Here is a 24,979-nt window from a genome sequence, read left to right on the forward strand (position 1 = left end):
TTCCGGGTAACGGCGGCAAAGATCGCAGGAGCGGAATGAAAAGGGAGGGGAAATATATGTTAAACAAGGTCAGCGGGCTTTGCCGCTCGCTCTATATTGTTCTCGCAATCGTCGCCGGTTTTGTCGCCCTGGGCGGGTTGAATGTTGCATTGGCGCTGGTCGTTCTCGGCCTGATCGCCGGCATCTCGATGCCAAGGGACAGATTGGTACTGGCTGCGGCGACCGTCATAGCATTGCCGCTGGTCGGCACAGCGCTCGCCAATGTCCCGGCAATCGGCGACAAGCTCAGCGCCGTTATGACCAATCTCCAACTTGGTGTTGCCGGCGCGCTGGCCAGCGCAATGGCCATCTTCCTGTACGAGCTTACGATGGACGGGGTGAAGGGGCTCACAGCCACCAGCAAATAGCTGCCGTCATCTGTATGTGTCTGGGCTCCGCCGCATACTGCGGCGGGGCCCTTTTTCAACGAGCAGTCTTGCTCAGCTAAGTGCTGACTTGACCAAAGCGCTTGCCCGGGCCGGTTCGATCTGGGTGCCGAGCCTGGCTTTCACTTCGGTCATGACGCGTCCCATGTCCTTCATCGAAGAAGCACCGGTGTCGGCGATGATCGACTGGATCGCGGCGCTGGCCTCGGCTTCGCTAAGCTGGGCGGGGAGGAATCGCTCGATGACCGCGATTTCGGCCTCTTCGACTGCGGCCAGCTCCTCGCGGGCGCCCTTGCGGTAAAGTTCGACCGATTCGCGGCGCTGTTTGATCATTTTCTGAAGCACTTCGGTGACCAGCGCATCGTCATCGGGCGTCTGCGTAGACGTCCGAAGTTCGATGTCGCGATTCTTGATTGCCGACTGGATCAGGCGGATCGTCTGGGTCGCGGCCTTGTCGCCGCCCTTCATCGCGCCAACCAGCGCGGCCTTGATGTCGTCGCGAATCATCCGCTCACCGTTTCAATTCACCAGAAAGGACCAGTCCTAACGGCGAATCGCGGAGTTTCACAGCGTTGACCTGAAGGCCAATCGCGCGTAGCGGCCATCGCTTAGCGACATTGACGCAAACCTATAACGGAAAGGCACTTCCCGCCGATGGCCGATGCACATCCTGCGCGCACCCAGCAACCTGACGGGGCCACAGGAGTCATTGTTTTCGCGGACGGTCGCACGATCTGGGGCAGGGGCTTTGGCGCCGAGGGGCAAGTCGTCGGCGAACTATGCTTCCACACTGCCATGACCGGCTACCAGGAAATCATGACCGATCCGTCGTTCGCGCGGCAGATCATCGCCTTCACCTTCCCGCACATCGGCAATGTCGGAGCCAATGAAGAAGATGTCGAAGCTGGCGAGGCGCATGCGCTGGGCTGCCTGGTGCGCGAGGCGGTGACGTCACCTTCCAACTTCCGCAGCCAGCAGGATTTCCCGAGCTGGATGGCCTCAACCGGGCGGATTGGTATTTCCGGGGTCGATACGCGCGCGCTGACCCGGCTGGTCCGGCGCGAGGGACCACCGACGATCGCCATCGCCCATAATGCGCAAGGCCATTTCGACCTCGATGCGCTTCAGCAGATGGCTGCGGAATGGCCTGGCCTCGAAGGCATGGACCTGGCCAAGGAGGTAAGCCGTGACCAGTTGGAGGCGTGGAGCGGCGGCAAGTGGGAGCTCGGCGAGGGATATCGCATGGGCGGCCATGACATGTCGCAGCCGCACGTCGTGGCGATCGATTATGGAGCCAAGCGCAATATTTTCCGCAATCTGGTCGAGGCTGGAGCTCGAGTGACGGTGCTGCCGGCGACGGCGAGTATCGACGAGATAATGAGCCACAAGCCCGACGGCTTCTTCCTTTCCAATGGCCCGGGCGATCCCGCCGCGACCGGCGAATATGCGATCCCGGTGATCCGGGGCATGCTGGATAGCGGCAGACCCTTGTTTGGCATCTGCCTCGGCCATCAGCTGCTGGCCCTCGCAGTGGGCGGCAAGACCGCCAAGATGTTCCAGGGTCACCGCGGCGCCAACCACCCGGTCAAGCGGCTCGCCGACGGCGCGGTCGAGATCACCAGCATGAACCATGGCTTTGCGGTGGAACGGGAAGGGCTGCCGAACAATGTCCGCGAAACGCATGTTAGCCTGTTCGACGACAGCAATTGCGGGATCGAGCTGACCGACCGCCCGGCGTTCAGCGTCCAATATCACCCGGAGGCCAGCCCCGGCCCCCAGGACAGCTTCTATTTGTTCGAGAAGTTCGTGGGGATGATGCGGTGAGCCGTCTGGGCTTCCGCATAATCCTGATGGCCAGCGTTCTTGCCCTTTCCGCCTGTGCCACGCCGCGGATGCATAGCGAGGATGAGCTGAACAGTGCCAGCCTGGCCTGCGGGCTGACCTACGGCGAGCTGATCCAGGACGAGGAAGCCAAGAAGCTGCTGATCCTGTTCCGCGCCAAGCCGACCCCCGAACATCGTCGCTGCGTCTATGACTGGGCGCGCAAACAGCATCTTAAACTGGTCGTCATCGACGCCATCAATTTTCCCGAGGAAAAATAGTGCCCCGCCGTACCGACATCAGCTCCATTCTCGTCATCGGCGCAGGCCCGATCGTCATCGGCCAGGCGGCGGAGTTCGATTATTCGGGCAGCCAAGCGGTCAAGGCGCTGAAGGCCGAGGGCTATCGGGTCATCGTCGTCAATTCGAATCCGGCGACGATCATGACCGACCCCGAGCTCGCCGACGCGACCTATATCGAGCCGATCACGCCCGAGGTTGTTGCCAAGATCATCGAAAAGGAGCGGCCCGACGCCCTGTTGCCGACGATGGGCGGGCAAACCGCGCTCAACACCGCGCTGACTCTCAACCGCGACGGCATTCTCGAGAAATATGGGGTCAAGCTGATCGGCGCCCAGGCCGAGGCGATCGACAAGGCCGAGGACCGCGAGAAGTTCAAGGCGGCAATGGACAAGATCGGGCTGGAAAGCGCCCGATCCGGAATCGCGCACAATCTTGAGGACGCGCTCAAACTGCTTGAGACGACGGGACTTCCGGCGATCATCCGGCCGAGCTTTACGCTTGGCGGGACCGGCGGCGGGGTCGCCTATAATCGCGAGGAGTTCGAGGCGATCGTCAAGTCGGGGCTCGATGCCTCTCCCACCACCGAAGTGCTGATCGAGGAATCGCTGCTCGGCTGGAAGGAATATGAGATGGAGGTCGTGCGCGACCGCGCCGACAACGCCATCATCATCTGCAGCATCGAGAATGTCGATCCGATGGGGGTCCATACGGGAGACAGTATTACGGTCGCCCCGGCGCTGACCCTGACCGACAAGGAATATCAGCGGATGCGCTCCGCCTCGATCGCCGTGCTTCGGGAAATCGGCGTCGAAACAGGCGGTTCCAACGTCCAGTTCGCGGTCAATCCGAAGGACGGGCGGATGATCGTGATCGAGATGAACCCGCGCGTTTCGCGATCATCGGCGCTGGCGTCCAAGGCGACCGGCTTTCCGATCGCCAAGGTCGCGGCGCGGTTGGCGGTTGGCTACACGCTGGACGAGATTGCCAATGATATTACCGGCGGCGCGACCCCGGCCAGTTTCGAGCCGACGATCGACTATGTCGTCACCAAGATTCCGCGCTTCGCCTTTGAGAAGTTCAAGGGTAGCTCATCGATGCTGTCGACGGCGATGAAGTCGGTCGGTGAGGTGATGGCGATCGGGCGGAGTTTCGCCGAGAGCCTGCAGAAGGCGCTTCGCGGGATGGAAACCGGGCTGTGCGGGCTCGACCGGGTCGACGCCCTGATCAACGCCGCGCCGGCGGAAATCGAAAATGCACTCGGCCGATCCACGCCGGACCGCCTGCTGGTTGCGGCCGAAGCGCTTCGCCATGGTTTCTCGGTCGAACGGATCCACGCCATATCGGGCTTCGATCCCTGGTTCCTGGAGCGACTGGCAGAGATCGTCGCCGCGGAGGAGCAGGTGCGCGACGAGGGAATCCCGCACGATGCGGCCGGGCTTCGCCGTTTGAAGGCGATGGGCTTTTCCGATGCCCGCCTTGCCCAGCTCGCGCTCCGTTCGGCCCATGTCGAGCGCGAGATGTCGGAGGCAGCGGCGCGTGGATCGGGCATTGTCCATGATGCGCTGAAGGGACTCACCGGCGGAGTGACCGAGGCGGAAGTGCGCAAGGCACGAATGAAGTTGGGCGTGCGCCCGGTGTTCAAGCGGATCGACAGCTGTGCCGCCGAATTCGATGCCGCGACCCCCTATCTCTACTCGACCTATGAAGCGCCGCTGTTCGGCGAGCCCGAAGATGAGGCGGAGATCAGCGACAGACGCAAGGTGGTCATCCTCGGCGGCGGTCCCAACCGGATCGGGCAGGGGATCGAGTTCGACTATTGCTGCTGCCACGCCTCGTTCGCCCTGAAGGAAGCGGGCTTCGAAACGATCATGGTCAATTGCAATCCAGAGACGGTTTCGACCGATCCGGACACCAGCGACCGCCTCTATTTCGAGCCGCTCACGGCGGAAGACGTACTCGAAATCCTTCATCGGGAGGCGGAGAAGGGAAGGCTTGAGGGCGTGATTGTCCAACTCGGTGGGCAGACGCCGCTCAAACTCGCCGCGGAGCTCCAGGCCGACGGCATCCCCATTCTCGGCACTTCGCCCGACAGCATCGATCTGGCCGAGGATCGCGAGCGGTTTGCCAAGCTGGTCGACAAGCTTGGCCTCAAGCAACCCGCCAACGGCCTCGCCCGAAGCCGCGACGAGGCGATCGCGGTGGCCGAGCGCATCGGTTACCCGGTCCTGCTGCGCCCCAGCTACGTCCTTGGCGGTCGCGCCATGGAAGTGGTCGACGGTCCCGAGCAACTCGATCACTACATCGCCACGGCTGTCCAGGTGTCGGGTACGTCACCGGTCCTGATCGACCGTTATCTGCGCGACGCGGTCGAGGTGGATGTTGACGCGATTTGCGATGGGAAAGACGTGGCGGTCGCCGGGATCCTCCAGCATATTGAGGAGGCGGGGGTCCATTCGGGCGACAGCGCCTGCTCCATCCCGCCCTATAGCCTGACGGACGAGGTCATCGCCGAAATCGAGCGGCAGACCCGGGCACTTGCCCTGGCGCTCAACGTCAAGGGACTGATGAACGTCCAATATGCGGTCAAGAACGGCGATGTTTACCTGATCGAGGTCAATCCGCGCGCCAGCCGCACCGTGCCCTTCGTTGCCAAGGCGATCGGGCGCCCCATCGCGAAGATCGCGGCCCGGGTGATGGCGGGTGAACCGCTAGCCAATTTCGAGCCGATCGACCGCGACATCGACCATATCGCGATCAAGGAATCGGTATTCCCGTTCGCCCGCTTCCCGGGGACTGATCCCGTCCTGTCACCGGAGATGAAGTCCACCGGAGAAGTCATGGGAATCGATAGCGATTTTGACATCGCTTTCGCCAAGTCGCAGCTTGGCGGCGGGGTGCATTTGCCGGAAAGCGGGACGGTGTTTATCTCAGTGAAGGATACCGACAAGGATCATATCGTCCCTGCAGCCGCGAAAATGGTCGAGCTGGGCTTCCATTTGATCGCAACGGCCGGAACGGCGGCGCACCTGGAGGCCCAGGGGCTGCCGGTCGAGCGGGTCAACAAGGTCGCCCAGGGCCGGCCGCATATCGTCGATCGGATCGTCGATGGCGATGTCCAGCTGGTCTTCAATACGACCGAGGGGTGGCAGTCGTTGAAGGACAGCCAGACCATCCGCGAGGCCGCGCTGAAGAACAAGGTTCCATATTTCACCACCGCGCCGGCCAGCCTTGCGACCGCACGGGCGATTGGGGCGCTTCGCGGCCACGCGCTTGAAGTAAAGTCGCTCCAATCCTATTATTCCGCCTCGAAACGATAATTTTCCTCAGAACCCGCCCGAGGATGCGCCACTGAATCGAAGCGGCGCCGGGGCAGGTTTTGGCAATGCGATAAAGGGTGAAGTGAAATGGCTAGCGACAAGGTGCCGATGTTGGCCGAGGGATATCGCCAGCTGACCGAGGACGTGAAGCGCCTCAAGCTTGAGCGTCCCGAAGTGATCGACGCGATCGAAGTGGCGCGCGCCCATGGCGACCTCAGCGAGAATGCGGAATATCATGCCGCCAAGGAGCGGCAGGGTCAGATCGAGGCGATGCTCATGGACATTGAGGATCGGCTCAGCCGGGCGCTGGTAATCGACCCCACGACCCTGTCCGGCGACAAGGTGGTGTTCGGAGCGACCGTCACCCTCATCGACGAGGAGAATAAGAAGGTCCGCTACCAGCTGGTCGGCCAGACCGAAGCCGACGCCCGGGTCGGGCGGATCAGCTATAATTCTCCGCTCGGCCGCGCCCTGATCGGCCGCCAGAAGGGCGACGAAGTCGATGTGTCGACTCCGGCCGGCGACCGATCTTATGAGATTGCGAAGATCGAATTCATCTGATGCTGCAATTGCGGAGCGCGACCGCGATCATCGCCCTTTTGACGGTGGCGATATCGGCAATCGCGATCTTCAGCGGGCTCGATTATTTTGTCGCCATGGGCGGGTTTATTCCCGCGCGACTGTCGGGCCTGTTGCAGCTTCCCGATGCATTGCCGGTGTGGCTGACGCCCTGGTCTTCCGCGCTGCTGCACGGCGGCTGGCTGCATCTGTTCGTCAACATGGTGATGCTGCTGTTCATCGGCAGCCGGGTCGAACGGGTGATCGGGGCCTCAGGTGTCGTCCTGGCCTACCTCGTCGGCGCCGTCGCCGCTTGCCTGTCGCAATATGCGGTCGATCCATCGAACGCGATCCCGATGGTCGGGGCAAGCGGGGCGCTCAGTGCATTGTTCGGCCTCTATGCCCTGTTTTTCGGTCGCCCTAAGCAGGTGACCGCAAATCAGAAGATTAACCGCTGGATTCATGCTGCCTGGTTGCTGGCGACTTGGGTGGTGTTGCAGTGGATGTCCGGGATTTTGGCGGGCGGGCAGGGCATCATGCTGGCGACGCCCGCCCATATAGGCGGATTTATCGCCGGGCTTCTGCTTCAGCGTCCGCTGTTGCTGTGGCGATACCGCAAAGCTTAAGCGTTCGATGCATCCTTGGGACGCGAGATGCCGTCCATGCCCGGTTCGAGCAGCCGGTGGAGATGGACCACGACATATTTCATCTCGGCATCGTCGACCGAGCGCTGGGCGGCGGCGCGCCAGGCTTCTTCGGCCGCGGCAAAGCTGTCGTAAAGACCGACCAGGTCGATATGTTCGAGGTCGACGAACTCCAGGCCCTGCGGGTCCTTGACCTTGCCGCCGAAGACTAGGTGAAGTTTGCTCATGACCGGCCCGCTAGCATCAAAAGCGGCGCTTGCGAACCGGCCAAATCATCCATTCAGCCCTTGTTGCGGACCGCACCCAGGGCCGCTTCGCCCGAGGTCCTGGCCGCCTCGCGCAAGCCATCGACCAGCGACTGAACCGCGCTGGCGCCAGCGTCGCGGGTGATGTTGAGCTCCGAAAGCTTTTCCCGGCCCGCTTCCTTGGCCGCATCTGCCGCAGCCCGGGCGCTGTCGGTAATCTTTCCGCCAACCTTGCCGAGCACTCGATCCTCGACGCGCGTCTTCGGGAGCAAGGCGGCAATGACGGCGCCCAGCGCCAGCCCGCCACCCAAGGTGAGCAATGGAGCATTGCCGAGGCCTTCCTTGGCGTCGGTACGCGCGGTCGCCGCGCGCTCGCGCGCCGTGTCATAGGCCTCGATCGCTCGCTCGCGTAGCGACGGGGAACTCGGGGCCTCAATGGTCTGCTTGGCACTCATGTCGCGTTCTCCGTAGTCTTCTTGGCCACCGCCTTGGTGCGGGCGGGCGTTCGGGCGCGCCGCCGCGCCGGCGGCGGAGCCGGCTTGTCTTTGGCAGTCAACGTCGCAGCCTTGCGCTCGGGTTCCTTAGATGACGTCATGGCGTCGTACACGCCGACGGCTGCATCCTTAATCGAGTCTCGGGCAAGGAACATGGTCAAAGCGGCGACTACCCCGCCGACCGCGACGGGCCGTTTCTTGACCGCATCGACCGCATCCTCGGCAAGGTCGGCGCCCTTGATCTTGGCCTTGTCCCATGCCTCGCTGGCCAATGACTTCGGCTGCAAGCGCTGCTGCAACTGCTTGGCCGTTTCGAGCAGGGCGGCGCGAGTCCGCTCCACCTCGATCCGTGCCGCGGCGACCTTGGACGGGTCGATCATTTGAGCTTCCTCAATTCCTGCATTGCCAGCAGGTAAAGGCCGTAGGCGAGGCCGAAGGTGGCCAGAGCCGCCACCAGCCCACCCGCAAGCGGGCCGATCAACGTGGCCAGCGCCAGTCCCAGGGTCATGCACAAGACAACCACGCCGGCCTGGAGGAAAAGGAATGCCGCCGCGCCGAGCAATGCCGGTTTCCTGGCCGCCTCGGCCTTGGCCTCGGCGCTCGCCTTGGCGAGGCCTAGCTCCGCCTTGGCGTATGCCTTTCCTTCGTCGATCAGTTGCCCGAACAGCTCGCCGATCGGCCTTTCGTCCTCGTCGTCGCCCCCGTCCGCCATATTCTAGCTTTCGTCGTCCTTGTCCTGGTCGAGTCCCGACTTGACCAGCCGGACCAGCGCGAAGCCGATAATCGCCGCGCCGGCCAGGGCGACGCCCGGGCTCTTGCGGACGAATTCGCGCGTGTCGTCGATCAGTTCGTTGGCGTCCTTGGCCGCGATCTTGTTTGCCGCTTCCTCGAGAGCGCCAGCTGCCTTGCGGGCATATTCGCCATATTCTTCGCCGAGCCGCTCATCGAGTCCCGCGGCAGTGTCGCCGACCAGCTTCGAGACATTGGCCAGCGCTTCGCTCGACCGTTCCAGTCCCTGGCCGACAAGTCCGCGTGCCTTGTCGGCGGCCTGGCTCGACAGCTTGCCGCTGCCGCTCTTGATCTTTTCCAGCGCCTTGTCGCGGGCTGTAGGTTCACGCACGATCAGGGCCTCCTCATTCTCGGTCGTCGATGCTCCGGCGATGATGGTGTCAGTGCCTTCGGGCAGATCGTCTTTCGGGTCAGGCATTGCAATCTCCTCCTTATCCCCCGTCAACCCCGGCAACCGGTTTCTCGTTCCGGCGACGCGCTAAAGTTGCACCCTTTGCCGCGCGCCGTATAGGGGCGGCATCGAGTTCAAGCGCCATTTCATCGAAAAAGGGGGTCCAATGACCGCGATCGTCGACATCCATGCCCGGCAGATCCTGGACAGCCGGGGCAATCCGACGGTCGAAGTTGACGTCACGCTGGAGGACGGATCGATGGGCCGCGCGGCGGTACCATCCGGCGCCTCTACCGGGGCCCACGAAGCGGTCGAGAAGCGCGACGGCGACAAGTCCCGCTGGGGCGGGAAGGGAGTCAGCGAGGCGGTACACGCGGTCAACGGGCCGATCGCCGACGCCATCATTGGCTACGAGGCCGAGGACCAGGCCGAAATCGACGCAGCCATGATCGATCTCGACGGCTCGCCCAACAAGGCAAAACTCGGCGCCAACGCGATTCTCGGGGTCAGCCTGGCAACCGCTCGTGCCGCGGCAGAGGCGCGCGGCCTGCCGCTCTACCGTTATGTCGGGGGCGTAGGTGCGACGATCTTGCCCGTTCCGATGATGAATATCCTGAATGGCGGCGCCCATGCCGACAATCCGATCGACTTCCAGGAATTCATGGTCATGCCGGTCGGGGCCCCCGATTTTGCCGAGGCGCTGCGCTGCGGAGCGGAAATTTTCCATGCGCTGAAGAGCGCGCTTCATGCCAAGGGCCTGTCAACCGCGGTTGGCGACGAAGGCGGCTTTGCGCCGAACATCGCATCCGCGCGGGCCGCGCTCGACCTGATCGGCGAGGCGACGGGAGCGGCCGGCTACAAGCTCGGCAGCGAAGTGCTGATCGCGCTCGATTGCGCGTCGACCGAATTCTTCAAGGATGGAGCCTATGCCATGGAAGGTGAGAGGCGCAGCCTCTCGCCGGACGAGATGGTCGATTATCTGGCGGAACTAGCCGGCGCTTATCCCATCGCCTCGATCGAGGATGGCATGGCCGAGGATGATTTCGCCGGGTGGAAGGCACTGACCGATCGCCTCGGCAGCCGGGTGCAGCTGGTCGGCGACGACCTGTTCGTGACCAATGAAGATCGGTTGGCTGACGGGATCCGTGGCGGCATCGCCAATTCGATCCTGGTCAAGGTCAACCAGATCGGAACGCTGACGGAGACGGTGAATGCCGTCCGGCTGGCCCAGTCGTCAGGATATACCGCGGTCATGTCGCACCGGTCGGGTGAGACCGAGGATTCGACCATTGCCGACCTCTCGGTCGCGCTTAGCTGCGGCCAGATCAAGACCGGCAGCCTCGCCCGCTCGGACCGTACGGCCAAGTACAATCAGCTGCTTCGGATCGAGGAAGAGCTCGGCGAAGCAGCAGGTTATTTGGGCGCGGCTGCGCTGCGTGCCTACAAGCCCGCATAAGCCACGGAAATTTTTCTGTGAATCCAGCGACGAAAGCGCTTGCCTTCATGGCGTCTTTCTGATTCTTTGAAGATATGAGGGGGAAGCCCAAGAGCATCGGACTGATCCGTCGTGCGGCATTGCCTGCGATGGCGCTGCTCGTGGTCGGTACCTTTGCAGGCCATGCCATCGCCGGGCAGAACGGACTGTTCGCCTGGCGCGGCTATTCAGAGCAGCTTGAAGCCCGAAAAGTCGAGCTGGCGGCCCTGGAGGCGGAGCGCAGCCAGCTCCGGCACAAATCCGCGCTGCTCGACCCGCGCAAGGCCGATCCCGACCTTGCCGAGGAGATGGTTCGCAAGGATTTGGGCATGATCCGCTCCGACGAAGTGGTCGTCCCGCTCGATAATTGAATAGCTGTGCGCTGACGCTACGGCATTGCCCTTTCGGGCCTGCCGCTCCTATAGCGCGCCCGACACGTGAAAAGAGTGGAGAGGTAAGTGGCGAAAACCGCCCGCAAGGCCGCGCCCCGCAGCAAGGCGCCAGCGAGCCCTAATCGCGAACGGCCCAAAGAGCCGCAGCGCTACAAGGCGTCGAAGGACGAGCTGCTCGACTTCTACAAGCAGATGCTTTTGATTCGTCGCTTCGAAGAGCGGGCCGGGCAGCTGTACGGCCTCGGGCTGATCGGCGGCTTTTGCCACCTTTACATCGGCCAGGAAGCGGTCGCTGTCGGCCTGCAGTCGGCAATGAAGGTCGGGCGTGACAGCGTCATCACTGGTTATCGCGACCATGGCCATATGCTGGCTTATGGCATCGACCCGAAGGTAATCATGGCCGAACTGACTGGGCGCGAAGCCGGTATTTCTAAAGGCAAGGGCGGCTCGATGCACATGTTCTCGGTCGAGCATGGCTTTTACGGCGGTCATGGAATCGTCGGGGCGCAGGTCGCGCTTGGCACCGGCCTGGCGTTCAAGCACCAATATGCCGGCGACGGCGGAACTTGCCTGGCCTATTTTGGCGACGGCGCGGCCAACCAGGGCCAGGTCTATGAGAGCTTCAACATGGCGAAGCTATGGGACCTGCCGGTGATCTACGCGATCGAGAACAACCGATATGCAATGGGGACCAGCGTCGAGCGCTCGGCCTCCGAGCCGGACTTCTACAAGCGCGGCGAGAGTTTTCGGATTCCGGGAATCCAGGTCGATGGAATGGACGTGCTCGCGGTTCGGGGCGCTGCCGAAGAGGCAATGGCCTGGACCCAGGCCGGCAAGGGACCGATCATCCTTGAGCTTCTGACCTACCGTTATCGCGGTCACTCCATGTCCGACCCGGCGAAGTACAGGACCAAGGAAGAAGTGCAGGACTATCGTGAGCATCGCGACCCGATCAGCCATGCTGCCGCGGAGCTGGAGAAGCTTGGCGTGAAGGAAGATGATCTCAAGGCAATTGACAAGCAGATCAAGGACATCGTCGTTGAAGCTGCGAAATTTGCTGAAGACGCGCCGGAGCCAGCGCCGGCCGAATTATACACCGACGTTCTGGTGGAGAGCTACTAATGGGGATCGAGCTCAGAATGCCGGCGCTCTCGCCAACGATGGAAGAGGGCACGCTCGCCAAATGGCTGGTCAAGGAAGGGGATACCGTCGTTTCGGGCGACATCCTGGCCGAGATCGAGACCGACAAGGCCACCATGGAGTTCGAAGCGGTCGACGAGGGGACCATTGCCAAAATCCTCGTGCCGGAAGGTACGGACGGGGTGAAGGTCGGTGCGCCGATCGCCATCATGGCCGCCGAAGGTGAAAGTGCCGAAGCCGCGGCAGCTGGTTCGCCGAAAGTCGAGGCCGAGCCCGCGGCCGCGCCGCCCATTTCCCGTCCGGAATCGGAGCAGCCGACCCCGCATTTGATGGAAACCGCGGCTCGCGACCTGGTGGCAGACGTCGCCAAGGCTCACGACGCTCCAGAGGTGCCCGAAGGCACGCCGCTGACCAACATGACCGTCCGCGAGGCATTGCGCGACGCGATGGCGGAAGAAATGCGCCGAGACGAGCGGGTCTTCGTGATGGGCGAGGAGGTCGCTCAGTATCAGGGCGCCTACAAGGTCACCCAGGGGCTGCTCGACGAATTCGGGCCGAAGCGCGTGGTCGACACGCCGATCACCGAATATGGTTTCGCCGGGCTCGGTACTGGCGCCGCGATGGGCGGATTGAAGCCGATCGTAGAGTTCATGACCTTCAATTTCGCCATGCAGGCGATCGACCACATCATCAATTCGGCCGCCAAGACCAACTATATGTCGGGCGGCCAGATGCGCTGCCCGGTGGTGTTCCGCGGGCCGAACGGCTCTGCCGCACGGGTCGGGGCCCAGCACAGCCAGAATTACGGGCCCTGGTATGCCGCGGTCCCTGGGCTGGTAGTGATCGCACCTTACAGCGCGGCCGACGCCAAGGGCCTGCTGAAGGCGGCAATCCGCAGCGAGGATCCGGTCGTATTCCTCGAAAACGAGCTGCTCTACGGCCAGCATTTCGATGTGCCTGACATGGACAATTACGTCCTGCCGATCGGCAAGGCGCGGATCGTGCGCCCGGGCAAGGACGTCACCCTGGTCAGCTATTCGATCGGAGTGGCCGTTGCGCTGGAGGCTGCCGACGAGCTGATGCACGAAGGGATCAACGCCGAGGTCATCGACCTCCGCACACTTCGCCCGCTCGACAAGCAGACGGTGTTGACGTCACTTGCCCAGACCAACCGGGTGGTGGTGGTTGAGGAAGGCTGGCCGACCTGCTCCATTGCTAGCGAAATCATGGCGATCTGCATGGAGGAGGGCTTCGACGACCTCGATGCTCCGGTGCTTCGCGTTACCAACGAGGACGTACCGCTGCCCTACGCCGCCAACCTCGAGAAATTGGCGTTGATCAAGGCCAGCGACGTCGTGAAGGCGGCAAAGGCGGTCACCTATCGCTGAGCCGCAGCGGGACCGGGAACTCGTTCGGCACTACTGGCCGGCCGAGCTCCGCCCTGCCTTCGATGCGCTGTTTGCCATCGACGATGCGCTGGCCGCGATTGTTGCGAACTCGACCCAGCCGGCGCTGGGCGCGATCCGCCTGGCCTGGTGGCGAGAGGCGCTGGAACGGCTCGACACCAATCCTCCACCGCCCGAGCCGCGCCTGCAGGCGGTTGCGGCGGAGCTGCTGCCTCGCGGGGTTTCCGGGGCACTGCTTGCCGAACTTGAAGATGGCTGGGCCGCGCAGCTGGACGAAAAGCCAGACTGGGGGCGGATTGCAGAGAGGGGCGCAAAAATATTCGAAATTGGCGCCAGGCTTCTCGGCAATTCCGATCGGCAGCTAGAGGAAGCCGGGCGGCTTTACGCCTATGCGGCGGCTTGCCGGGCGGGTTTCGATCCGGGCGATCAGCCGAAGGAGGAGATTCGCAGGCTCTCTCGCCATCGATTTCCAAAAGCGCTGCGACCTCTTACCGCGCTGGCCCGGCTTGCCGCTCGCGATATCGGGAAGGCGCCAGTCCAGGAACCAGAGGCCACGCCGGGAAGGGCCGCGGCGTTGCTATCGCATCGGCTCTTCGGATTCATTGCGTAGGCGGATTGAATTCGCCCGGCTTTGGTCCTAACCAAAGCCTGCCGGATCGCCCTTTATCGGAGGGGCGAATGGCCCGTATCCTGTCTGGCGTAATTGCATTCATCCTGCTTCTGACCGGTGGCTTGATCATCTGGCAGGGGCGAGCTGAGGAGCCGACCATTCCACCTGCGCCAAATCCGCGACTCGCAGCCATCCCGGGACCGATGACGCTCTCGGCAATCCCGGCTGCACCGGAAGCGGATCCGAAGAGCAAGGAAGAAAAGCGCTTTGCCCGGGCGGACAAGGACGACAATGGGCGGATCAGCCTTGCCGAACTGGTAGAGCCTCGCCGCAAGGCGTTTGCCAAGCTCGACCTCAACCATGACGGTAAGCTAAGCTTCGAGGAATGGGCGGCAAAAACGATCGAGAAATTCGAAGGCGCGGACGCTGACAAAAGCAAATGGCTGACTCCGGCGGAGTATGCCACGACCGCGCCCAAGCCGGCACGAAAGAAGCCGGTCTGTAGCTGTTGAGTATCCTCCCCCGCTGGGCCCCACGAAAGTACCGCTTTCGTGGGAACCCTTTGCGGGAGGGGGTTAGAGGGTGGGACTGCCGCTGAATGCGGCCCCCGACGCTTCGACGGCAATCCCACCCTCGTCTGCCCCGGCGTGCCTGTCCGGACTTCCAAGCCAATCCTTTAGCGCAGCCCTGGCCCGGTCAGTGTACATGCGCTTGCGATCGGCCTTCTTGGTGCGGCCTTCGATCGGCGGCATCAGGCCGAAATTGACGTTCATGGGTTGATAGGTTTCCGCGTCCGCGCCGCCGGTAATATGCCCAAGCAGGGCGCCAAGCGCGGTCTCGGATGGCGGGGCCGAAAGGGCGCGGCCCTGCGCTTCGGCGGCTGCAAAGCGAGCCGCCAGCAGGCCGATGGCGGCGCTTTCGACATAGCCTTCGCAACCGGTGATTTGCCCGGCGAAGCGGACGTAGGGCATCGCTTTCAAGCGAAGCTCGCCATCGAGCAGTTCCGGCGAACGGATGAAGCTGTTCCGATGAATCCCGCCGAGCCGGGCGAATTCGGCATTCTCAAGTCCCGGAATGGTGCGGAAGATGCGGACCTGTTCGCCATGCTTCAGCTTGGTCTGGAAACCGACCATGTTCCATAGCGTGCCGAGCGCATTGTCTTGGCGAAGCTGGACCACTGCATAGGGCCAGCGGCCGGTGCGCGGATCGTCGAGACCGACCCCTTTCATCGGGCCGTAACGCAGCGTTTCAACGCCGCGCGAAGCCATGACTTCGATCGGCATGCAGCCTTCGAAGTAGGGCGTGTCCTTTTCCCATTCCTTGAATTCGGTTTTTTCGCCTTCGTTCAGCGCGGCGACGAAGGCGTCGTACTGAACCTTGTCCATCGGGCAGTTGATGTAATCCTTGCCGCCCTTGTCCCAGCGTGCGGCCATCCAGCAGACATCCATGTCGATGCTGTCGCGGTGAACGATCGGTGCAACGGCATCGAAAAAGGCGAGGGCGTCGCTTCCCGTGACCTTGGCAATGGCATCGGCCAGGCCCGGTGCAGTCAGTGGGCCGGTAGCCACGATGGTCAGGCCTGAAACGGGCAGCGAGTCGACCCGTTCGCGCACCACCTCGATATTAGGGTGGGCCGAGATCCGGGCGCAAACTTCGGTGGCGAAGGCCTCGCGGTCCACGGCCAAGGCGGAACCGGCGGGAACCCGGTGCTGGTCGGCCGCGGACATGATAAGCGACCCCAACGCGCGCATTTCCTGGTGGAGCAACCCGACCGCATTGTTTTCCGCATCGTCGGAGCGGAAGCTGTTCGAGCAAACCATCTCCGCCAGCCGGTCGGTTTCATGTGCCGGCGTCATGTCGCCGCCGCCGCGCATTTCGCTAAGGCGGACCCTCAATCCTGCTTTGGCCAGCTGCCACGCGGCCTCGGAGCCGGCCAGGCCACCGCCGATGATATGGACGTCATGAGACATGGCGCTCCCCTAAGCCTTCGCCTAAAATGCGTCCATGCGCATCTTCACCATTGGCTATGAAGGATCGACCGTCGACGAGTTCATCGCAGCGCTCCAGGGAGCCGGCGTCGAGCGGGTCATTGACGTTCGTGCGGTGCCATTGTCCCGGAAACCGGGATTCTCGAAGAATATTCTCAAGGCCGGCCTAGCGGAAGCGGGCATCGATTATGTGCACTTGAAGCCGTTGGGCACGCCGGCCGATGGTCGTGCTGCTGCGCGCGCAGGCAGGCAGTCCGACCTGGAGCGCATCTATGCCGCGCAGCTCGATTTGCCTGAAGCGATCGTTGCGACGGAGCAGATGCGTGAGTTGGCGGAAGCGAAGCCCAGTGCGTTGCTCTGCTTCGAGCGCGAGCCGGCACAGTGCCACCGGTCGCTGTTACTTGCCGCGACGGCGCCCGACGCCGAGGTCACGCATCTCTTCCCCTAAAAAGGGGCGAGCTCCTCCGCCTTGGTTTCGCTGACGATCAGCGCTTCAATGTCGGGAATAGTCCGACCGGTCATTTCCTTGGGGATTTCGCAAACCAGGCGGCGCTCGGCTTCCTTATGAAGCTTCTTGCGGACGAGGCCCAACGTCTTCGGAGGAGCGATGATTGCAAGATGATCGAAATCGTTCTTGAGCACCCGCCGGTTGACCTCTTCGGCCGCGCCTAGCGCCCACCGATCCTCCTCCTGCTGATGGAAGTCCGTCTCTTCATAAGCCGGGCGGCCGAACCCTCCCGACTGGGCATTAGATCCGGCGGCATCGGATTTGATCTCGCCATTTGAAAGGTCTTCGCGTTCGTCGAACGCTTCCGTGCGAAGGTCGATCTGATTCTGATCGCCCTGGTTGCGGAAGAAGAGCGTCTTGCGGCCGTCGGTGACAAGTACGAGGGCGTTGTTAGCGAGCGGCATCGGCTTCTCCTGCATGGAAACTATCTCCTCCAACCAACGCGCCCCCAGACGCCTGCGTTCCTCGCTAGGCTTCGTCTCCGGACGCTAAATCTTCTCCAACCGTCGCACCCGTGTCGGGCGCCAGTTCGTCGCCGCCGTCCAACTCGACCTCTTCCTCGTCGCTTTCGTCGATCCGGGCGACGGAAACGACCTTCTCGTTCTCGGCGACGTTGAAGATAGTAACACCCTGGGTGTTACGACCGGCTATACGTATATCCCCGACGGTGGTGCGGATCATCTTGCCCTGGTCGGTGACGAGCATCAGCTGCTCGCCCGGTTTGACAGGGAAGCTCGCCACGACGCCGCCGTTCCGCTCCGACGTGACGATGTTGATGATGCCCTGGCCGCCGCGATTGGTGCGGCGATATTCATAAGTTGACGAGCGCTTGCCATAGCCGTTTTCAGTGATCGTCAGCAGGAACTGCTCGCCTTCCGCCAACTCTGCGTAGCGTTCGGGCGGCAAAGTGCATTCCTCGTCTTTTTCCCGCCATGCGGGGCAACGGAGGTAGGCCTCGCGCTCCTCCTGCGTCGTTCCGACCCTATGCAGGATCGACATCGAGATGACCTGATCGTCGTCGATCAGGCGGACGCCCCGGACACCCATTGACGCGCGGCTCTGGAATTCGCGCACGTCGGTCGACATGAAGCGAATGGCCTTGCCGTTGCGCGTTGCGAGCAGGACGTCGTCTTCCTCGGTCAAAAGTTCGACGCCGATGATCCGATCGAGGCTGTCTTCTTCCTCCTCGCCATCCTCGGACGTGCCGAACTTCATGGCGATCTTGCCGGCGGTAGGGATATTGGTGAAAGCATCCATGGAGTTGCGCCGTACCGTGCCCTTGGCGGTGGCGAACATGATGTGGAGTCCACCCCATTCCGCCTCATCCTGGGGAAGCGGCAGGACGGTGGTGATGGTTTCACCTTCTGCCAATGGAAGCAGGTTGACCATGGGACGGCCCTTCGCCGTCGGTCCGCCCTCGGGCAGCTTCCACACTTTCATCCGGTAGACCCGGCCGGTGTTGGAGAAGAACAGCACAGGATTGTGGGTCGAGGTGACGAACAGTTCCGTGACGATATCCTCGTCCTTGGTCGACATGCCCGATCGGCCCTTGCCGCCGCGCTTCTGTTCGCGGAACAAGGCCAGGGGCGTGCGCTTGATGTAGCCGGTCATGGTCACCGTCACGACCATGTCCTCGCGCTCGATCAGGTCCTCGTCTTCGATGCCGTCGGCGGCGGCGGCGATCTCCGTGACGCGAGGGGTCGCGAACTCGGCCTCCACCTCGTCGAATTCCTCGCGCATTACCTCATAGAGGCGGGCGCGATTGCCAAGAATTTCAAGCAATTCGCCGATGCTCTTGGCAAGTCCTTCGAGCTCATCGCCGATTTCGTCGCGGCCCAGCGCGGTGAGGCGGTGGAGGCGAAGCTCGAGAATTGCCTTCACCTGGGCTTCGGACAAGCGGTAGGTTTCGCCCTTCGCCTGCGGTTCGACCGCTTCGACCAGTGCGATGTAGGAGCGGATCTGGTCGCCCGGCCATTCGCGGGCGATCAGCTTCTCGCGCGCCTCGGCCGGGCTGGCGGAACTGCGGATCAGCTTGACCACCTCGTCGAGGTTGGTGACCGCGACGACCAGGCCCAGCAATATATGGGCCCGCTCGCGCGCCTTGAACAATTCGAATTTGGCGCGCCGGGTGATCACCTCTTCGCGGAATTTGACGAAGCTTTCTATAATCTCGCGAAGCGCCAGCGTCTCGGGCCGTCCGCCACGGATCGCGAGCATATTGGCCGGGAAGCTCGACTGCGCAGGCGTGTGCCGCCACAGCTGGTTGAGGACCACTTCTGCCGTTGCGTCGCGCTTCAGCTCGATGACGATCCGGACGCCTTCGCGATTGGACTCGTCGCGAATGTCGGACACGCCTTCGATGCGCTTGTCCTTCGCCGCTTCGGCAATTTTTTCGACCAAGCCGTTCTTGCCGACCTGGAATGGAATGGCGGTGAGCACGATCGAGCGGCGGTCGTTGCGGCCCTCCTCGACATGCGCACGGCTGCGCATCATGATCGAGCCGCGACCGGTCGTGTAGGCGCTGCGGATGCCCGAGGTGCCGAGGATGATCGGTGCGGTCGGGAAATCCGGACCCAGCACATGTTCCATCAGCCCTTCGGAGCTGATCGCCGGATTTTCGATGAAGGCGCGGCACGCAGCCAGTACTTCGCCAAGGTTGTGCGGCGGGATGTTGGTCGCCATTCCGACCGCGATTCCGCCGGCGCCATTGACCAGCAGGTTGGGGAAGCGCGCGGGCAACACCTGCGGCTCACGCTCGCTGGCGTCGTAATTGGGCTGGAAGTCGACCGTGTCCTTGTCGATGTCGCCAAGCAGGAAGTTGGCGACCTTGGCGAGCCGCGCTTCCGTGTAGCGCATCGCAGCCGGCGGATCGGGGTCCATCGACCCGAAATTGCCCTGGCCATCGATCAGCGGCACGCGCATCGACCAATCCTGGGTCATTCGGGCAAGCGCGTCGTAGATCGCCTGGTCGCCGTGGGGGTGATATTTACCCATGACGTCGCCGACGATGCGGCTCGACTTGCGGTAGGGCCGCCCGGCGACATAACCCGCCTCCTGGCAGGCGTGGAGGATCCGGCGGTGAACCGGCTTCAGGCCGTCGCGCACGTCGGGCAGCGCACGGCTGACGATCACCGACATGGCGTAATCGAGGTAGCTGGTCTTCATCTCCTCGACGATGGAGATGGGAGCAATATCGCCGTGATTATGTTCTTCGGCGGGAGGCTGGGTCGCCAAGGTTTTTCCTGTCGTTCTTGTTCGAAATGATGCGCGGGGGAATCACCGCCATGCGGAAGTCGCACCCCCACAAAGCTGCTAGCCGATAGGGGCGGCGAGCGCCACCCCACGCGCGCAACGCGCGCGCGCAAGGAGGCACGGTTCAAATGGCATTCAGCACCTTGCCGCCATTGGCGCTTTTCGCGGCCGAACAAGGCGTCTATGGGCGTCTTCGGCAACATATTCAGAAGATCGCGCCCGCCGCGAAGGACGAGCTGGCGCAACAGGAGAATGGCATGAAATTGACTCCCACCGCGCTGACTCTGGTGCTCGCCTCGAGCAGCCTTGCGATGGTTTCGCCTGCAATGGCGCAATATGGCTCCAGCGCGCCGCCGAAGGTCGCTATGCCGCCCAAGGGGGAAGCACCGCCGGCCGAAGCTTCGACCGGCGAGTATAAGCCCAATATTTCCAGCTCGGCTCGCAAGGAGATCGTTGAGCTCCAGACCGCCGTCAATGCCAAGGACGCCGCGAATATCCCGGCCAAGCTGGCCGCGGCGCAGGCCAAGGCCAAGACCAAGGACGATCGTTATGTGATCGCCCAGTTGCAGCTGAAGGCAGCAGTCGATGTGCAGGACAATGCCGCAATCATGACGGCGATCGACGCGGTGCTTGCGTCCGACGTCCTGCCCCCCGCCAATACCATTCCGCTCTACGTCAACCTTGGTAAGCTGCAGTATAATACCAAGGCATATGACAAGGCCGCCGCCTCATTCGAGCGCGCCTTGCAGATTGAGCCCAATAATGTCGAAGCGACCGTCATGCTGGCGGAAGCGCGCAACGCGCAAGGGCGGCCTGCGGAAGCGGTCACGCTGATCCAGAAGGCGATCGCCGCCCGGGTCGCGGCTGGCCAGAAGCCGGAAGAAAATTGGTACAAGCGCGCGGTGAAGCTGTCGTTCGACGCCAAGATGCCAAGCGCTCCGACCATCGCCCGCGAATGGGTCGCGGCCTATCCGAGCCAGAAGAATTGGCGCGATGCCATCCGCATCTACCAGTCGACCAGCGGCCTCGACGACGCTTCGTTGCTCGATTCGATGCGCTTGGCTCAGGCGGCTGGCGCCCTGTCGGGCGAGAATGATTATTTCCGCTTTGCCAATACATTGGTGACGAAGGGTTTCCCCGGCGAAGCCAAGGCAGTCCTGGACCAGGGTTTCGCCTCGAAGGCGATAGACAAGAGCAGGGCAACCTTCAGCCAGCTCTATACGCTCGCAAGCACCCGGTCGCAGGGCGACCGCGCTTCGCTGGCTGCGTCGGCGACGGCGGCGAAAGCTTCCGCCGATGCCAAGAAGGCGATGGTCACCGGTGAAGCCTTCTATGGTTATGGCGACTATGCGCAGGCGGCCGACCTGTTCCGTGCCGCGCTTGGCAAATCGGGCGTCGACAAGGACCTGGCCAATCTGCGGCTTGGCATGTCCCTGGCCCGGAGCGGCGACAAGGCGGGTGCAGTAGCAGCGCTCAAGGCCGCCGGCGGCGCACAGGCCGAGGTTGCCAGCCTGTGGCTGACGTGGCTGGCGCAGCAGGCCTGACGCAAAGCGTTCGACTTTGAATATTGGGTAGCTGAGGGGCGCCGGGTCGACGGATCGGGCGCCCCTTATTCGTCCCAATATGGGATGGTTAATCCCCACCCCCTGTCGTGCGCAGCTCCGAGACCGCAAGGCTGGGGCGCAAAAAAGCGTGCAGGGGAAATGGGTAAGTGCGTTTCGACGACCGCCTTAGGACGGTAATGACCCAACCGGTCGCGGACTCGCACGACCGGACCGTCCGATGGCGCCAACTCGTCGATCTCCTGTCACGGCCACATGATGAAATCGACCCGGCGTTGCTCGATGCCGCGCTGACCATGGTTCGGTCGGGCGTCAAATCGGTTGCCCGGCCGATCCGCGCAGCAACGGCGCGCAGCATCGCCGGACGTGCCAGCGAGCCGCGCCTCATCGCCATATTCGCCGCCGATCGGCTTGATGTCGCCGCGCCGCTTCTTGCTGCCGCGCCGCTGGATGAGGCTGGGTGGGCGACGGTCATTTCGTCCGCGAGCGAGGAGGTCTCCGATTTTATCCGCACCATTCGCGGCGACGCTGCACCGCCACCCGCCGGCGCCGAAACTCCACCGCAACCTGCGGAGCCTGCACCGTCGATCGGCGACATGGTGGCGCGGATCGAGCGGCTGAAGCACAAACGCGAAGCATCCCCGGCCGAACCCGGCGAAGTCGTCGATGAAGCTCGCCCGCCACCCGCCCGGCCCGAGGCGGTTAGTGGGCCTGGACTGTTTCGCTGGGAATGCGACGCTTCGGGGCAGATCGGTTGGGTCGAAGGCGCACCGCGCGGGGCGCTGATCGGCCGCAGCCTGCCCGGCGACGAGGGCGCGCCGCGAGAGCTGGTTCGTGCCTTTACCGACCGGCTTCCGTTCGAAGGAGCGCCCATCAACATCCCGGCGCCGGCACTAGAAGGCGAATGGCGATTGAGCGGGATACCCGCTTTTTCGCCGGTCGATGGCCGCTTCCTTGGCTATCGCGGAATTGCCCGCCGAGAGGGCGAACCGGATGAGTTGGAGCCCGCCGCGCCTGATCTTGCCATCGGCGCGGACGCAGAGGCGCTCCGCGAGACGATCCACGAGATAAAGACCCCGCTGAATGCGATTATCGGTTTTGCCGAAATCATCGACGGCCAATACCTCGGGCCGGCTCATCGAAACTACCGCCTTCGCGCGGCCGAGATTGTGGCACAGGCGAGGACATTGCTTGCCGCGATCGAAGATTTGGATTTTGCCGCCAGGATAAGTCGCGGGCCGGGCGCGGGCCAAGCGGCTACCTTGGCCGACATCGTTCCGCCGCTTGCAGAGGAATGGGCCAACCAGGCGTCGAGCCGCGGGGTGCAGCTACGAATTGCTCCATTGAACGGCCAGGCCCGCCTGAAATTGGACAATGACCTGGCCAACAGGCTGCTCAAGCGCTTCATCGGCGCGGTTATCGAGGCCGCCGCCGCAGGAGAGTTGATCCGCATAGAAACCGGTGAGGGCAGGGGCCGCCTGACCATTTCAGCCACCCGTCCGGCCTCGACCGCGCACCTTGGCGACAGCCAATTGCTGGATCCGTCCTATTCGACCGCTGCCGACGGAGAAGGGGCAAGACTAGGGCTAGGCTTTGCGCTGCGTCTGGTACGCGGCCTGGCAAGGCTGGCGGGCGGCGACCTTCGCCTGTCGCAATCGGAATTGACGCTGATCCTGCCGCTTGTTCGCGGCTGAATTGCCATGCTCACCAGTCCCCCGGACTGGCTGCGCGTGGCGATGGTGGGCCCGGCAGGATTCGAACCTACAACCAAGCCGTTATGAGCGGCCAGCTCTACCGTTGAGCTACAGGCCCCACCCGTTATCGGGGTAATCTGATTTTCGATTCAACGACAATCCCCCGGATTGTCGAAATCGAAAATGGTCGGGGAGACAGGATTCGAACCTGCGACCCTCTGCTCCCAAAGCAGATGCGCTACCAGGCTGCGCCACTCCCCGACCGGAAAGGGCCGCCTAGCAGCGCATCATTGCGGGGAAAAGGCTAATTCGCCCTATTCGTGTCCTTGCTGTCTGCCTGGACCTCATCGACCTTGTTCCCGACCTTGTCGGCACTCTGCTGGACGTCATTGACGATGTCTTCCGCGATATTGCCTGCCTCGTTAGTGGCGGCGGCAACGCCGTTTTCAGCGACATCCTGGTTATATTCGACGCTCACGCTGTCGTTGGCGTCGTCCTTGGTTACCTGGCAGGCGGCGAGCGCCAGCAGGGGCAATGCAATAACTACTCGCATGACTTTCCTCCCGGACCATGTGTCGGTCGGGGCTTTAACGCCGCTTGGGTCGTTTCGGCTCCTCAATGCTGCCCGACAGCACCCCAAGCACGGCGGTCCATGCCGCCACATTCTGCCGGAGTTGGGCGGGGTCGATCTTGTCCAGCGTATCGTCCGGAGTGTGATGAATGTCGAAATATCGGGTGCCGTCCTGCGCAAGCGTGATGCCAGGCAGGCCGTCGGCAAGCATCGGACCAATGTCCGAGCCGTCCGCCTCCTCGAACTTGCCGGTAACGATGCCGATGGGTGCGAGCACCTTGCCAAGCGCTTCGGCTTCGGACCGCCGAGCTTCGCCCAGCTTGCTGTCGACACGGTAGATCCTGTCGGCGCCGAAATCGCTTTCGATCAGCGCATAATGCGGTTCCTTGCCATGCCTGGCGCGATAATCGAGACCACCGAACAGCCCCACTTCCTCCGCGCCGAACCATATGACGCGAATGGTCCGCAATGGCCGCCCGGCGTCCATGATCCGCTTGGCTGCGGCCGCGGCAATCGCCACACCGGCGCCGTCGTCGATCGCGCCAGTGCCCTGGTCCCAGCTGTCGAGGTGGCCGCCAACCAGGATCGGCGGCAGAGTCGGGTCCCGGCCCGGCACTTCGGCAATGACATTTCCGGACTGGCGCGTGCCGATGTTCTGGCTGACGAGAACCAGCCTCATCGTCACCGGCTGGCCGCGTTTCAGGATGCGAACCATCTGTTCGGCGTCCGGCACAGACAGCGCACCTGCCGGGATCGGCGTCGCTCCATCGGAGAAGACCTGTACGCCGGTATGCGGATTGCGGTGGTGGTCGGTACCGATCGAGCGAATTACGATCGCCAGCGCGCCTTTCTTGCTGGCAACCGTGGGGCCTTGCCGCCGAGGGGCGCCGAACTGACCGTAGCCGATGCCATCGGACGTCGCGACCATCCGGTGGTCGATGAACACGATCTTGCCTTTTACCGCGCTGTCGGGCGCGGCACGAAGCGCGTCGACGCTGTCGAAAGCAACAATTTCGCCGGTGATGCCCGCCGGGCCTGTCGAACCGCTATTGCCGAGCGCCGAGACGACCATACGCTGGGGGAAGGGTGCGATGATCTCCGCGCTTTCCTGTCCGCGCACCCATACCGGCATATCGAACGGTTCGACCCGGACATTGGCAAAGCCCATCGCGGTCAGTTTCTTCACCGCCCATTCGCGGGCACGTGCCTCTGCCTCGGTCCCGGCCAGGCGCGGGCCCACTTCCGTCGTCAGTCCCTCGACGATGTCCCAGGCATAGTGGTCATTATCCAACGCAGCATCGCGCAGCCCGCCGACCTTCACCGGATCAGGAAGGGTCTGGGAGGCGAGGGGCGAAGCGGCGGCGAGCAGCGATGCTGCGGCAAGGGTACGAAGCAT

The 24,979-nt window shown here is 63.1% G+C and carries 26 protein-coding genes and 2 tRNA genes; 15 read left to right on the top strand and 13 right to left on the bottom strand.

Features of this window, described 5'->3' with window-relative positions; all coding sequences use genetic code 11:
* The first annotated feature begins 35 nt into the window (after positions 1-35).
* Positions 36-407: a hypothetical protein gene (locus LVY65_RS03540; RefSeq protein ID WP_235066625.1), complete on the top strand. Its 372-nt coding sequence runs from the start codon at positions 36-38 to the stop codon at positions 405-407.
* A gap of 72 nt (positions 408-479) precedes the next feature.
* Here the strand turns inward: LVY65_RS03540 and LVY65_RS03545 are convergent, their stop codons facing one another.
* Entirely contained in the window at positions 480-932 is a 453-nt protein-coding gene (locus tag LVY65_RS03545) for a GatB/YqeY domain-containing protein (RefSeq protein WP_235066626.1), read from the bottom strand.
* Positions 933-1,079: 147 nt separating this feature from the next.
* On the opposite strand from LVY65_RS03545, the gene carA reads away from it, so the two are divergent.
* From carA to LVY65_RS03570, 5 genes are all read left to right on the top strand, one after another.
* A complete protein-coding gene (carA, locus tag LVY65_RS03550) occupies positions 1,080-2,249 on the top strand; it encodes a glutamine-hydrolyzing carbamoyl-phosphate synthase small subunit (RefSeq protein WP_235066627.1) in 1,170 nt (389 codons plus the stop codon).
* A complete protein-coding gene (locus tag LVY65_RS03555) occupies positions 2,246-2,527 on the top strand; it encodes a hypothetical protein (protein ID WP_235066628.1) in 282 nt (93 codons plus the stop codon). The genes carA and LVY65_RS03555 overlap by 4 nt, the downstream gene beginning before the upstream one ends.
* The gene (gene carB / locus LVY65_RS03560; RefSeq protein WP_235066629.1) at positions 2,527-5,865 is read left to right on the top strand and encodes a carbamoyl-phosphate synthase large subunit; all 3,339 of its coding nucleotides are present in this window, start codon (positions 2,527-2,529) and stop codon (positions 5,863-5,865) included. Before LVY65_RS03555 ends, carB begins: the two co-directional genes overlap by 1 nt.
* An 87-nt stretch (positions 5,866-5,952) precedes the next feature.
* Positions 5,953-6,426, top strand: coding sequence for a transcription elongation factor GreA (gene greA / locus LVY65_RS03565; RefSeq protein ID WP_235066630.1), 474 nt, complete (start codon positions 5,953-5,955; stop codon positions 6,424-6,426).
* Positions 6,426-7,049 carry a rhomboid family intramembrane serine protease gene (locus tag LVY65_RS03570; protein ID WP_235066631.1) on the top strand — a complete coding sequence of 208 codons (624 nt, stop codon included), beginning with the start codon at positions 6,426-6,428 and terminating at the stop codon, positions 7,047-7,049. The genes greA and LVY65_RS03570 overlap by 1 nt, the downstream gene beginning before the upstream one ends.
* Here LVY65_RS03570 and LVY65_RS03575 read toward each other — a convergent pair.
* The 5 genes from LVY65_RS03575 to LVY65_RS03595 are packed head-to-tail and all read right to left on the bottom strand — an operon-like array spanning position 7,046 to position 9,013.
* Positions 7,046-7,294, bottom strand: a complete 249-nt coding sequence (locus tag LVY65_RS03575) for a DUF4170 domain-containing protein (RefSeq protein ID WP_235066632.1) — start codon at positions 7,292-7,294, stop codon at positions 7,046-7,048. The genes LVY65_RS03570 and LVY65_RS03575 overlap by 4 nt on opposite strands.
* A gap of 53 nt (positions 7,295-7,347) precedes the next feature.
* Positions 7,348-7,767, bottom strand: a complete 420-nt coding sequence (locus LVY65_RS03580) for a hypothetical protein (protein WP_235066633.1) — start codon at positions 7,765-7,767, stop codon at positions 7,348-7,350.
* Positions 7,764-8,186, bottom strand: coding sequence for a DUF3618 domain-containing protein (locus LVY65_RS03585; RefSeq protein ID WP_235066634.1), 423 nt, complete (start codon positions 8,184-8,186; stop codon positions 7,764-7,766). Before LVY65_RS03585 ends, LVY65_RS03580 begins: the two co-directional genes overlap by 4 nt.
* Positions 8,183-8,518 (bottom strand): phage holin family protein, encoded by a 336-nt coding sequence (locus LVY65_RS03590; protein ID WP_235066635.1) that lies wholly within the window; start codon positions 8,516-8,518, stop codon positions 8,183-8,185. The genes LVY65_RS03585 and LVY65_RS03590 overlap by 4 nt, the downstream gene beginning before the upstream one ends.
* Positions 8,519-8,521: 3 nt before the next feature.
* Complete coding sequence (locus LVY65_RS03595) at positions 8,522-9,013, bottom strand: hypothetical protein (protein ID WP_235066636.1); 492 nt, start codon at positions 9,011-9,013, stop codon at positions 8,522-8,524.
* 139 nt (positions 9,014-9,152) lie between these two features.
* Here LVY65_RS03595 and eno point away from each other — a divergent pair, with 139 nt between their 5' ends.
* The 6 genes from eno (at position 9,153) to LVY65_RS03620 (ending at position 14,520) form a co-directional block, all read left to right on the top strand.
* Positions 9,153-10,442: a phosphopyruvate hydratase gene (gene eno / locus LVY65_RS03600; RefSeq protein WP_235066637.1), complete on the top strand. Its 1,290-nt coding sequence runs from the start codon at positions 9,153-9,155 to the stop codon at positions 10,440-10,442.
* A 74-nt stretch (positions 10,443-10,516) separates the two neighbouring features.
* Entirely contained in the window at positions 10,517-10,831 is a 315-nt protein-coding gene (locus LVY65_RS03605; protein WP_235066638.1) for an FtsB family cell division protein, read from the top strand.
* Between the two features lie 87 nt (positions 10,832-10,918).
* Complete coding sequence (gene pdhA / locus LVY65_RS03610; protein ID WP_235066639.1) at positions 10,919-11,974, top strand: pyruvate dehydrogenase (acetyl-transferring) E1 component subunit alpha; 1,056 nt, start codon at positions 10,919-10,921, stop codon at positions 11,972-11,974.
* Positions 11,974-13,380, top strand: coding sequence for a pyruvate dehydrogenase complex E1 component subunit beta (locus tag LVY65_RS03615; RefSeq protein WP_235066640.1), 1,407 nt, complete (start codon positions 11,974-11,976; stop codon positions 13,378-13,380). Before pdhA ends, LVY65_RS03615 begins: the two co-directional genes overlap by 1 nt.
* Complete coding sequence (locus LVY65_RS13430; RefSeq protein ID WP_408021975.1) at positions 13,373-14,008, top strand: squalene/phytoene synthase family protein; 636 nt, start codon at positions 13,373-13,375, stop codon at positions 14,006-14,008. Before LVY65_RS03615 ends, LVY65_RS13430 begins: the two co-directional genes overlap by 8 nt.
* 68 nt (positions 14,009-14,076) lie before the next feature.
* Positions 14,077-14,520, top strand: a complete 444-nt coding sequence (locus LVY65_RS03620; RefSeq protein WP_235066641.1) for an EF-hand domain-containing protein — start codon at positions 14,077-14,079, stop codon at positions 14,518-14,520.
* 63 nt (positions 14,521-14,583) lie between these two features.
* On the opposite strand, the gene trmFO is transcribed toward LVY65_RS03620, so the two are convergent.
* Positions 14,584-15,978, bottom strand: coding sequence for a methylenetetrahydrofolate--tRNA-(uracil(54)-C(5))-methyltransferase (FADH(2)-oxidizing) TrmFO (trmFO, locus tag LVY65_RS03625; protein ID WP_235066642.1), 1,395 nt, complete (start codon positions 15,976-15,978; stop codon positions 14,584-14,586).
* Positions 15,979-16,012: 34 nt separating this feature from the next.
* Between trmFO and LVY65_RS03630 the strand changes: the two genes are divergently transcribed.
* On the top strand, positions 16,013-16,444 hold the full coding sequence (locus LVY65_RS03630) for a DUF488 domain-containing protein (protein WP_235066643.1): 432 nt from the start codon (positions 16,013-16,015) through the stop codon (positions 16,442-16,444).
* Here LVY65_RS03630 and LVY65_RS03635 read toward each other — a convergent pair.
* Positions 16,441-16,923, bottom strand: coding sequence for a host attachment family protein (locus tag LVY65_RS03635; RefSeq protein ID WP_235066644.1), 483 nt, complete (start codon positions 16,921-16,923; stop codon positions 16,441-16,443). The genes LVY65_RS03630 and LVY65_RS03635 overlap by 4 nt on opposite strands.
* 49 nt (positions 16,924-16,972) lie before the next feature.
* Positions 16,973-19,738: a DNA gyrase subunit A gene (gene gyrA, locus LVY65_RS03640; protein ID WP_268828564.1), complete on the bottom strand. Its 2,766-nt coding sequence runs from the start codon at positions 19,736-19,738 to the stop codon at positions 16,973-16,975.
* A 146-nt stretch (positions 19,739-19,884) separates the two neighbouring features.
* On the opposite strand from gyrA, the gene LVY65_RS03645 reads away from it, so the two are divergent.
* Positions 19,885-21,300 (top strand): tetratricopeptide repeat protein, encoded by a 1,416-nt coding sequence (locus LVY65_RS03645; protein WP_235066645.1) that lies wholly within the window; start codon positions 19,885-19,887, stop codon positions 21,298-21,300.
* Between the two features lie 167 nt (positions 21,301-21,467).
* Positions 21,468-23,012: a sensor histidine kinase gene (locus tag LVY65_RS03650; protein WP_235066646.1), complete on the top strand. Its 1,545-nt coding sequence runs from the start codon at positions 21,468-21,470 to the stop codon at positions 23,010-23,012.
* Between the two features lie 43 nt (positions 23,013-23,055).
* Here LVY65_RS03650 and LVY65_RS03655 read toward each other — a convergent pair.
* From LVY65_RS03655 to LVY65_RS03670, 4 genes are all read right to left on the bottom strand, one after another.
* Positions 23,056-23,130 (bottom strand) — tRNA-Ile (locus LVY65_RS03655).
* A 66-nt stretch (positions 23,131-23,196) separates the two neighbouring features.
* Positions 23,197-23,273, bottom strand: a tRNA-Pro gene (locus LVY65_RS03660).
* Between the two features lie 43 nt (positions 23,274-23,316).
* Positions 23,317-23,565, bottom strand: coding sequence for a hypothetical protein (locus tag LVY65_RS03665; protein ID WP_235066647.1), 249 nt, complete (start codon positions 23,563-23,565; stop codon positions 23,317-23,319).
* 34 nt (positions 23,566-23,599) lie between these two features.
* On the bottom strand, positions 23,600-24,979 hold the full coding sequence (locus LVY65_RS03670; protein WP_235066648.1) for a M20/M25/M40 family metallo-hydrolase: 1,380 nt from the start codon (positions 24,977-24,979) through the stop codon (positions 23,600-23,602).

It is taken from the genome of Sphingomonas cremea, assembly GCF_021502585.1.
Lineage (GTDB): Bacteria > Pseudomonadota > Alphaproteobacteria > Sphingomonadales > Sphingomonadaceae > Sphingomicrobium > Sphingomicrobium cremea.

Excerpts from the sequence above, each read along its gene's own strand:
- LVY65_RS03540 (WP_235066625.1), top strand. The coding sequence starts at position 36 with ATGAAAAGGGAGGGGAAATATATGTTAAACAAGGTCAGCGGGCTTTGC.
- LVY65_RS03545 (WP_235066626.1), bottom strand. The coding sequence starts at position 932 with ATGATTCGCGACGACATCAAGGCCGCGCTGGTTGGCGCGATGAAGGGC.
- carA (WP_235066627.1), top strand. The coding sequence starts at position 1,080 with ATGGCCGATGCACATCCTGCGCGCACCCAGCAACCTGACGGGGCCACA.
- greA (WP_235066630.1), top strand. The coding sequence starts at position 5,953 with ATGGCTAGCGACAAGGTGCCGATGTTGGCCGAGGGATATCGCCAGCTG.
- LVY65_RS03570 (WP_235066631.1), top strand. The coding sequence starts at position 6,426 with ATGCTGCAATTGCGGAGCGCGACCGCGATCATCGCCCTTTTGACGGTG.
- LVY65_RS03575 (WP_235066632.1), bottom strand. The coding sequence starts at position 7,294 with ATGAGCAAACTTCACCTAGTCTTCGGCGGCAAGGTCAAGGACCCGCAG.
- LVY65_RS03580 (WP_235066633.1), bottom strand. The coding sequence starts at position 7,767 with ATGAGTGCCAAGCAGACCATTGAGGCCCCGAGTTCCCCGTCGCTACGC.
- LVY65_RS03585 (WP_235066634.1), bottom strand. The coding sequence starts at position 8,186 with ATGATCGACCCGTCCAAGGTCGCCGCGGCACGGATCGAGGTGGAGCGG.
- LVY65_RS03590 (WP_235066635.1), bottom strand. The coding sequence starts at position 8,518 with ATGGCGGACGGGGGCGACGACGAGGACGAAAGGCCGATCGGCGAGCTG.
- LVY65_RS03595 (WP_235066636.1), bottom strand. The coding sequence starts at position 9,013 with ATGCCTGACCCGAAAGACGATCTGCCCGAAGGCACTGACACCATCATC.
- eno (WP_235066637.1), top strand. The coding sequence starts at position 9,153 with ATGACCGCGATCGTCGACATCCATGCCCGGCAGATCCTGGACAGCCGG.
- LVY65_RS03605 (WP_235066638.1), top strand. The coding sequence starts at position 10,517 with ATGAGGGGGAAGCCCAAGAGCATCGGACTGATCCGTCGTGCGGCATTG.
- LVY65_RS03615 (WP_235066640.1), top strand. The coding sequence starts at position 11,974 with ATGGGGATCGAGCTCAGAATGCCGGCGCTCTCGCCAACGATGGAAGAG.
- LVY65_RS03620 (WP_235066641.1), top strand. The coding sequence starts at position 14,077 with ATGGCCCGTATCCTGTCTGGCGTAATTGCATTCATCCTGCTTCTGACC.
- trmFO (WP_235066642.1), bottom strand. The coding sequence starts at position 15,978 with ATGTCTCATGACGTCCATATCATCGGCGGTGGCCTGGCCGGCTCCGAG.
- LVY65_RS03630 (WP_235066643.1), top strand. The coding sequence starts at position 16,013 with ATGCGCATCTTCACCATTGGCTATGAAGGATCGACCGTCGACGAGTTC.
- LVY65_RS03635 (WP_235066644.1), bottom strand. The coding sequence starts at position 16,923 with ATGCAGGAGAAGCCGATGCCGCTCGCTAACAACGCCCTCGTACTTGTC.
- LVY65_RS03645 (WP_235066645.1), top strand. The coding sequence starts at position 19,885 with ATGGCATTCAGCACCTTGCCGCCATTGGCGCTTTTCGCGGCCGAACAA.
- LVY65_RS03665 (WP_235066647.1), bottom strand. The coding sequence starts at position 23,565 with ATGCGAGTAGTTATTGCATTGCCCCTGCTGGCGCTCGCCGCCTGCCAG.
- LVY65_RS03670 (WP_235066648.1), bottom strand. The coding sequence starts at position 24,979 with ATGCTTCGTACCCTTGCCGCAGCATCGCTGCTCGCCGCCGCTTCGCCC.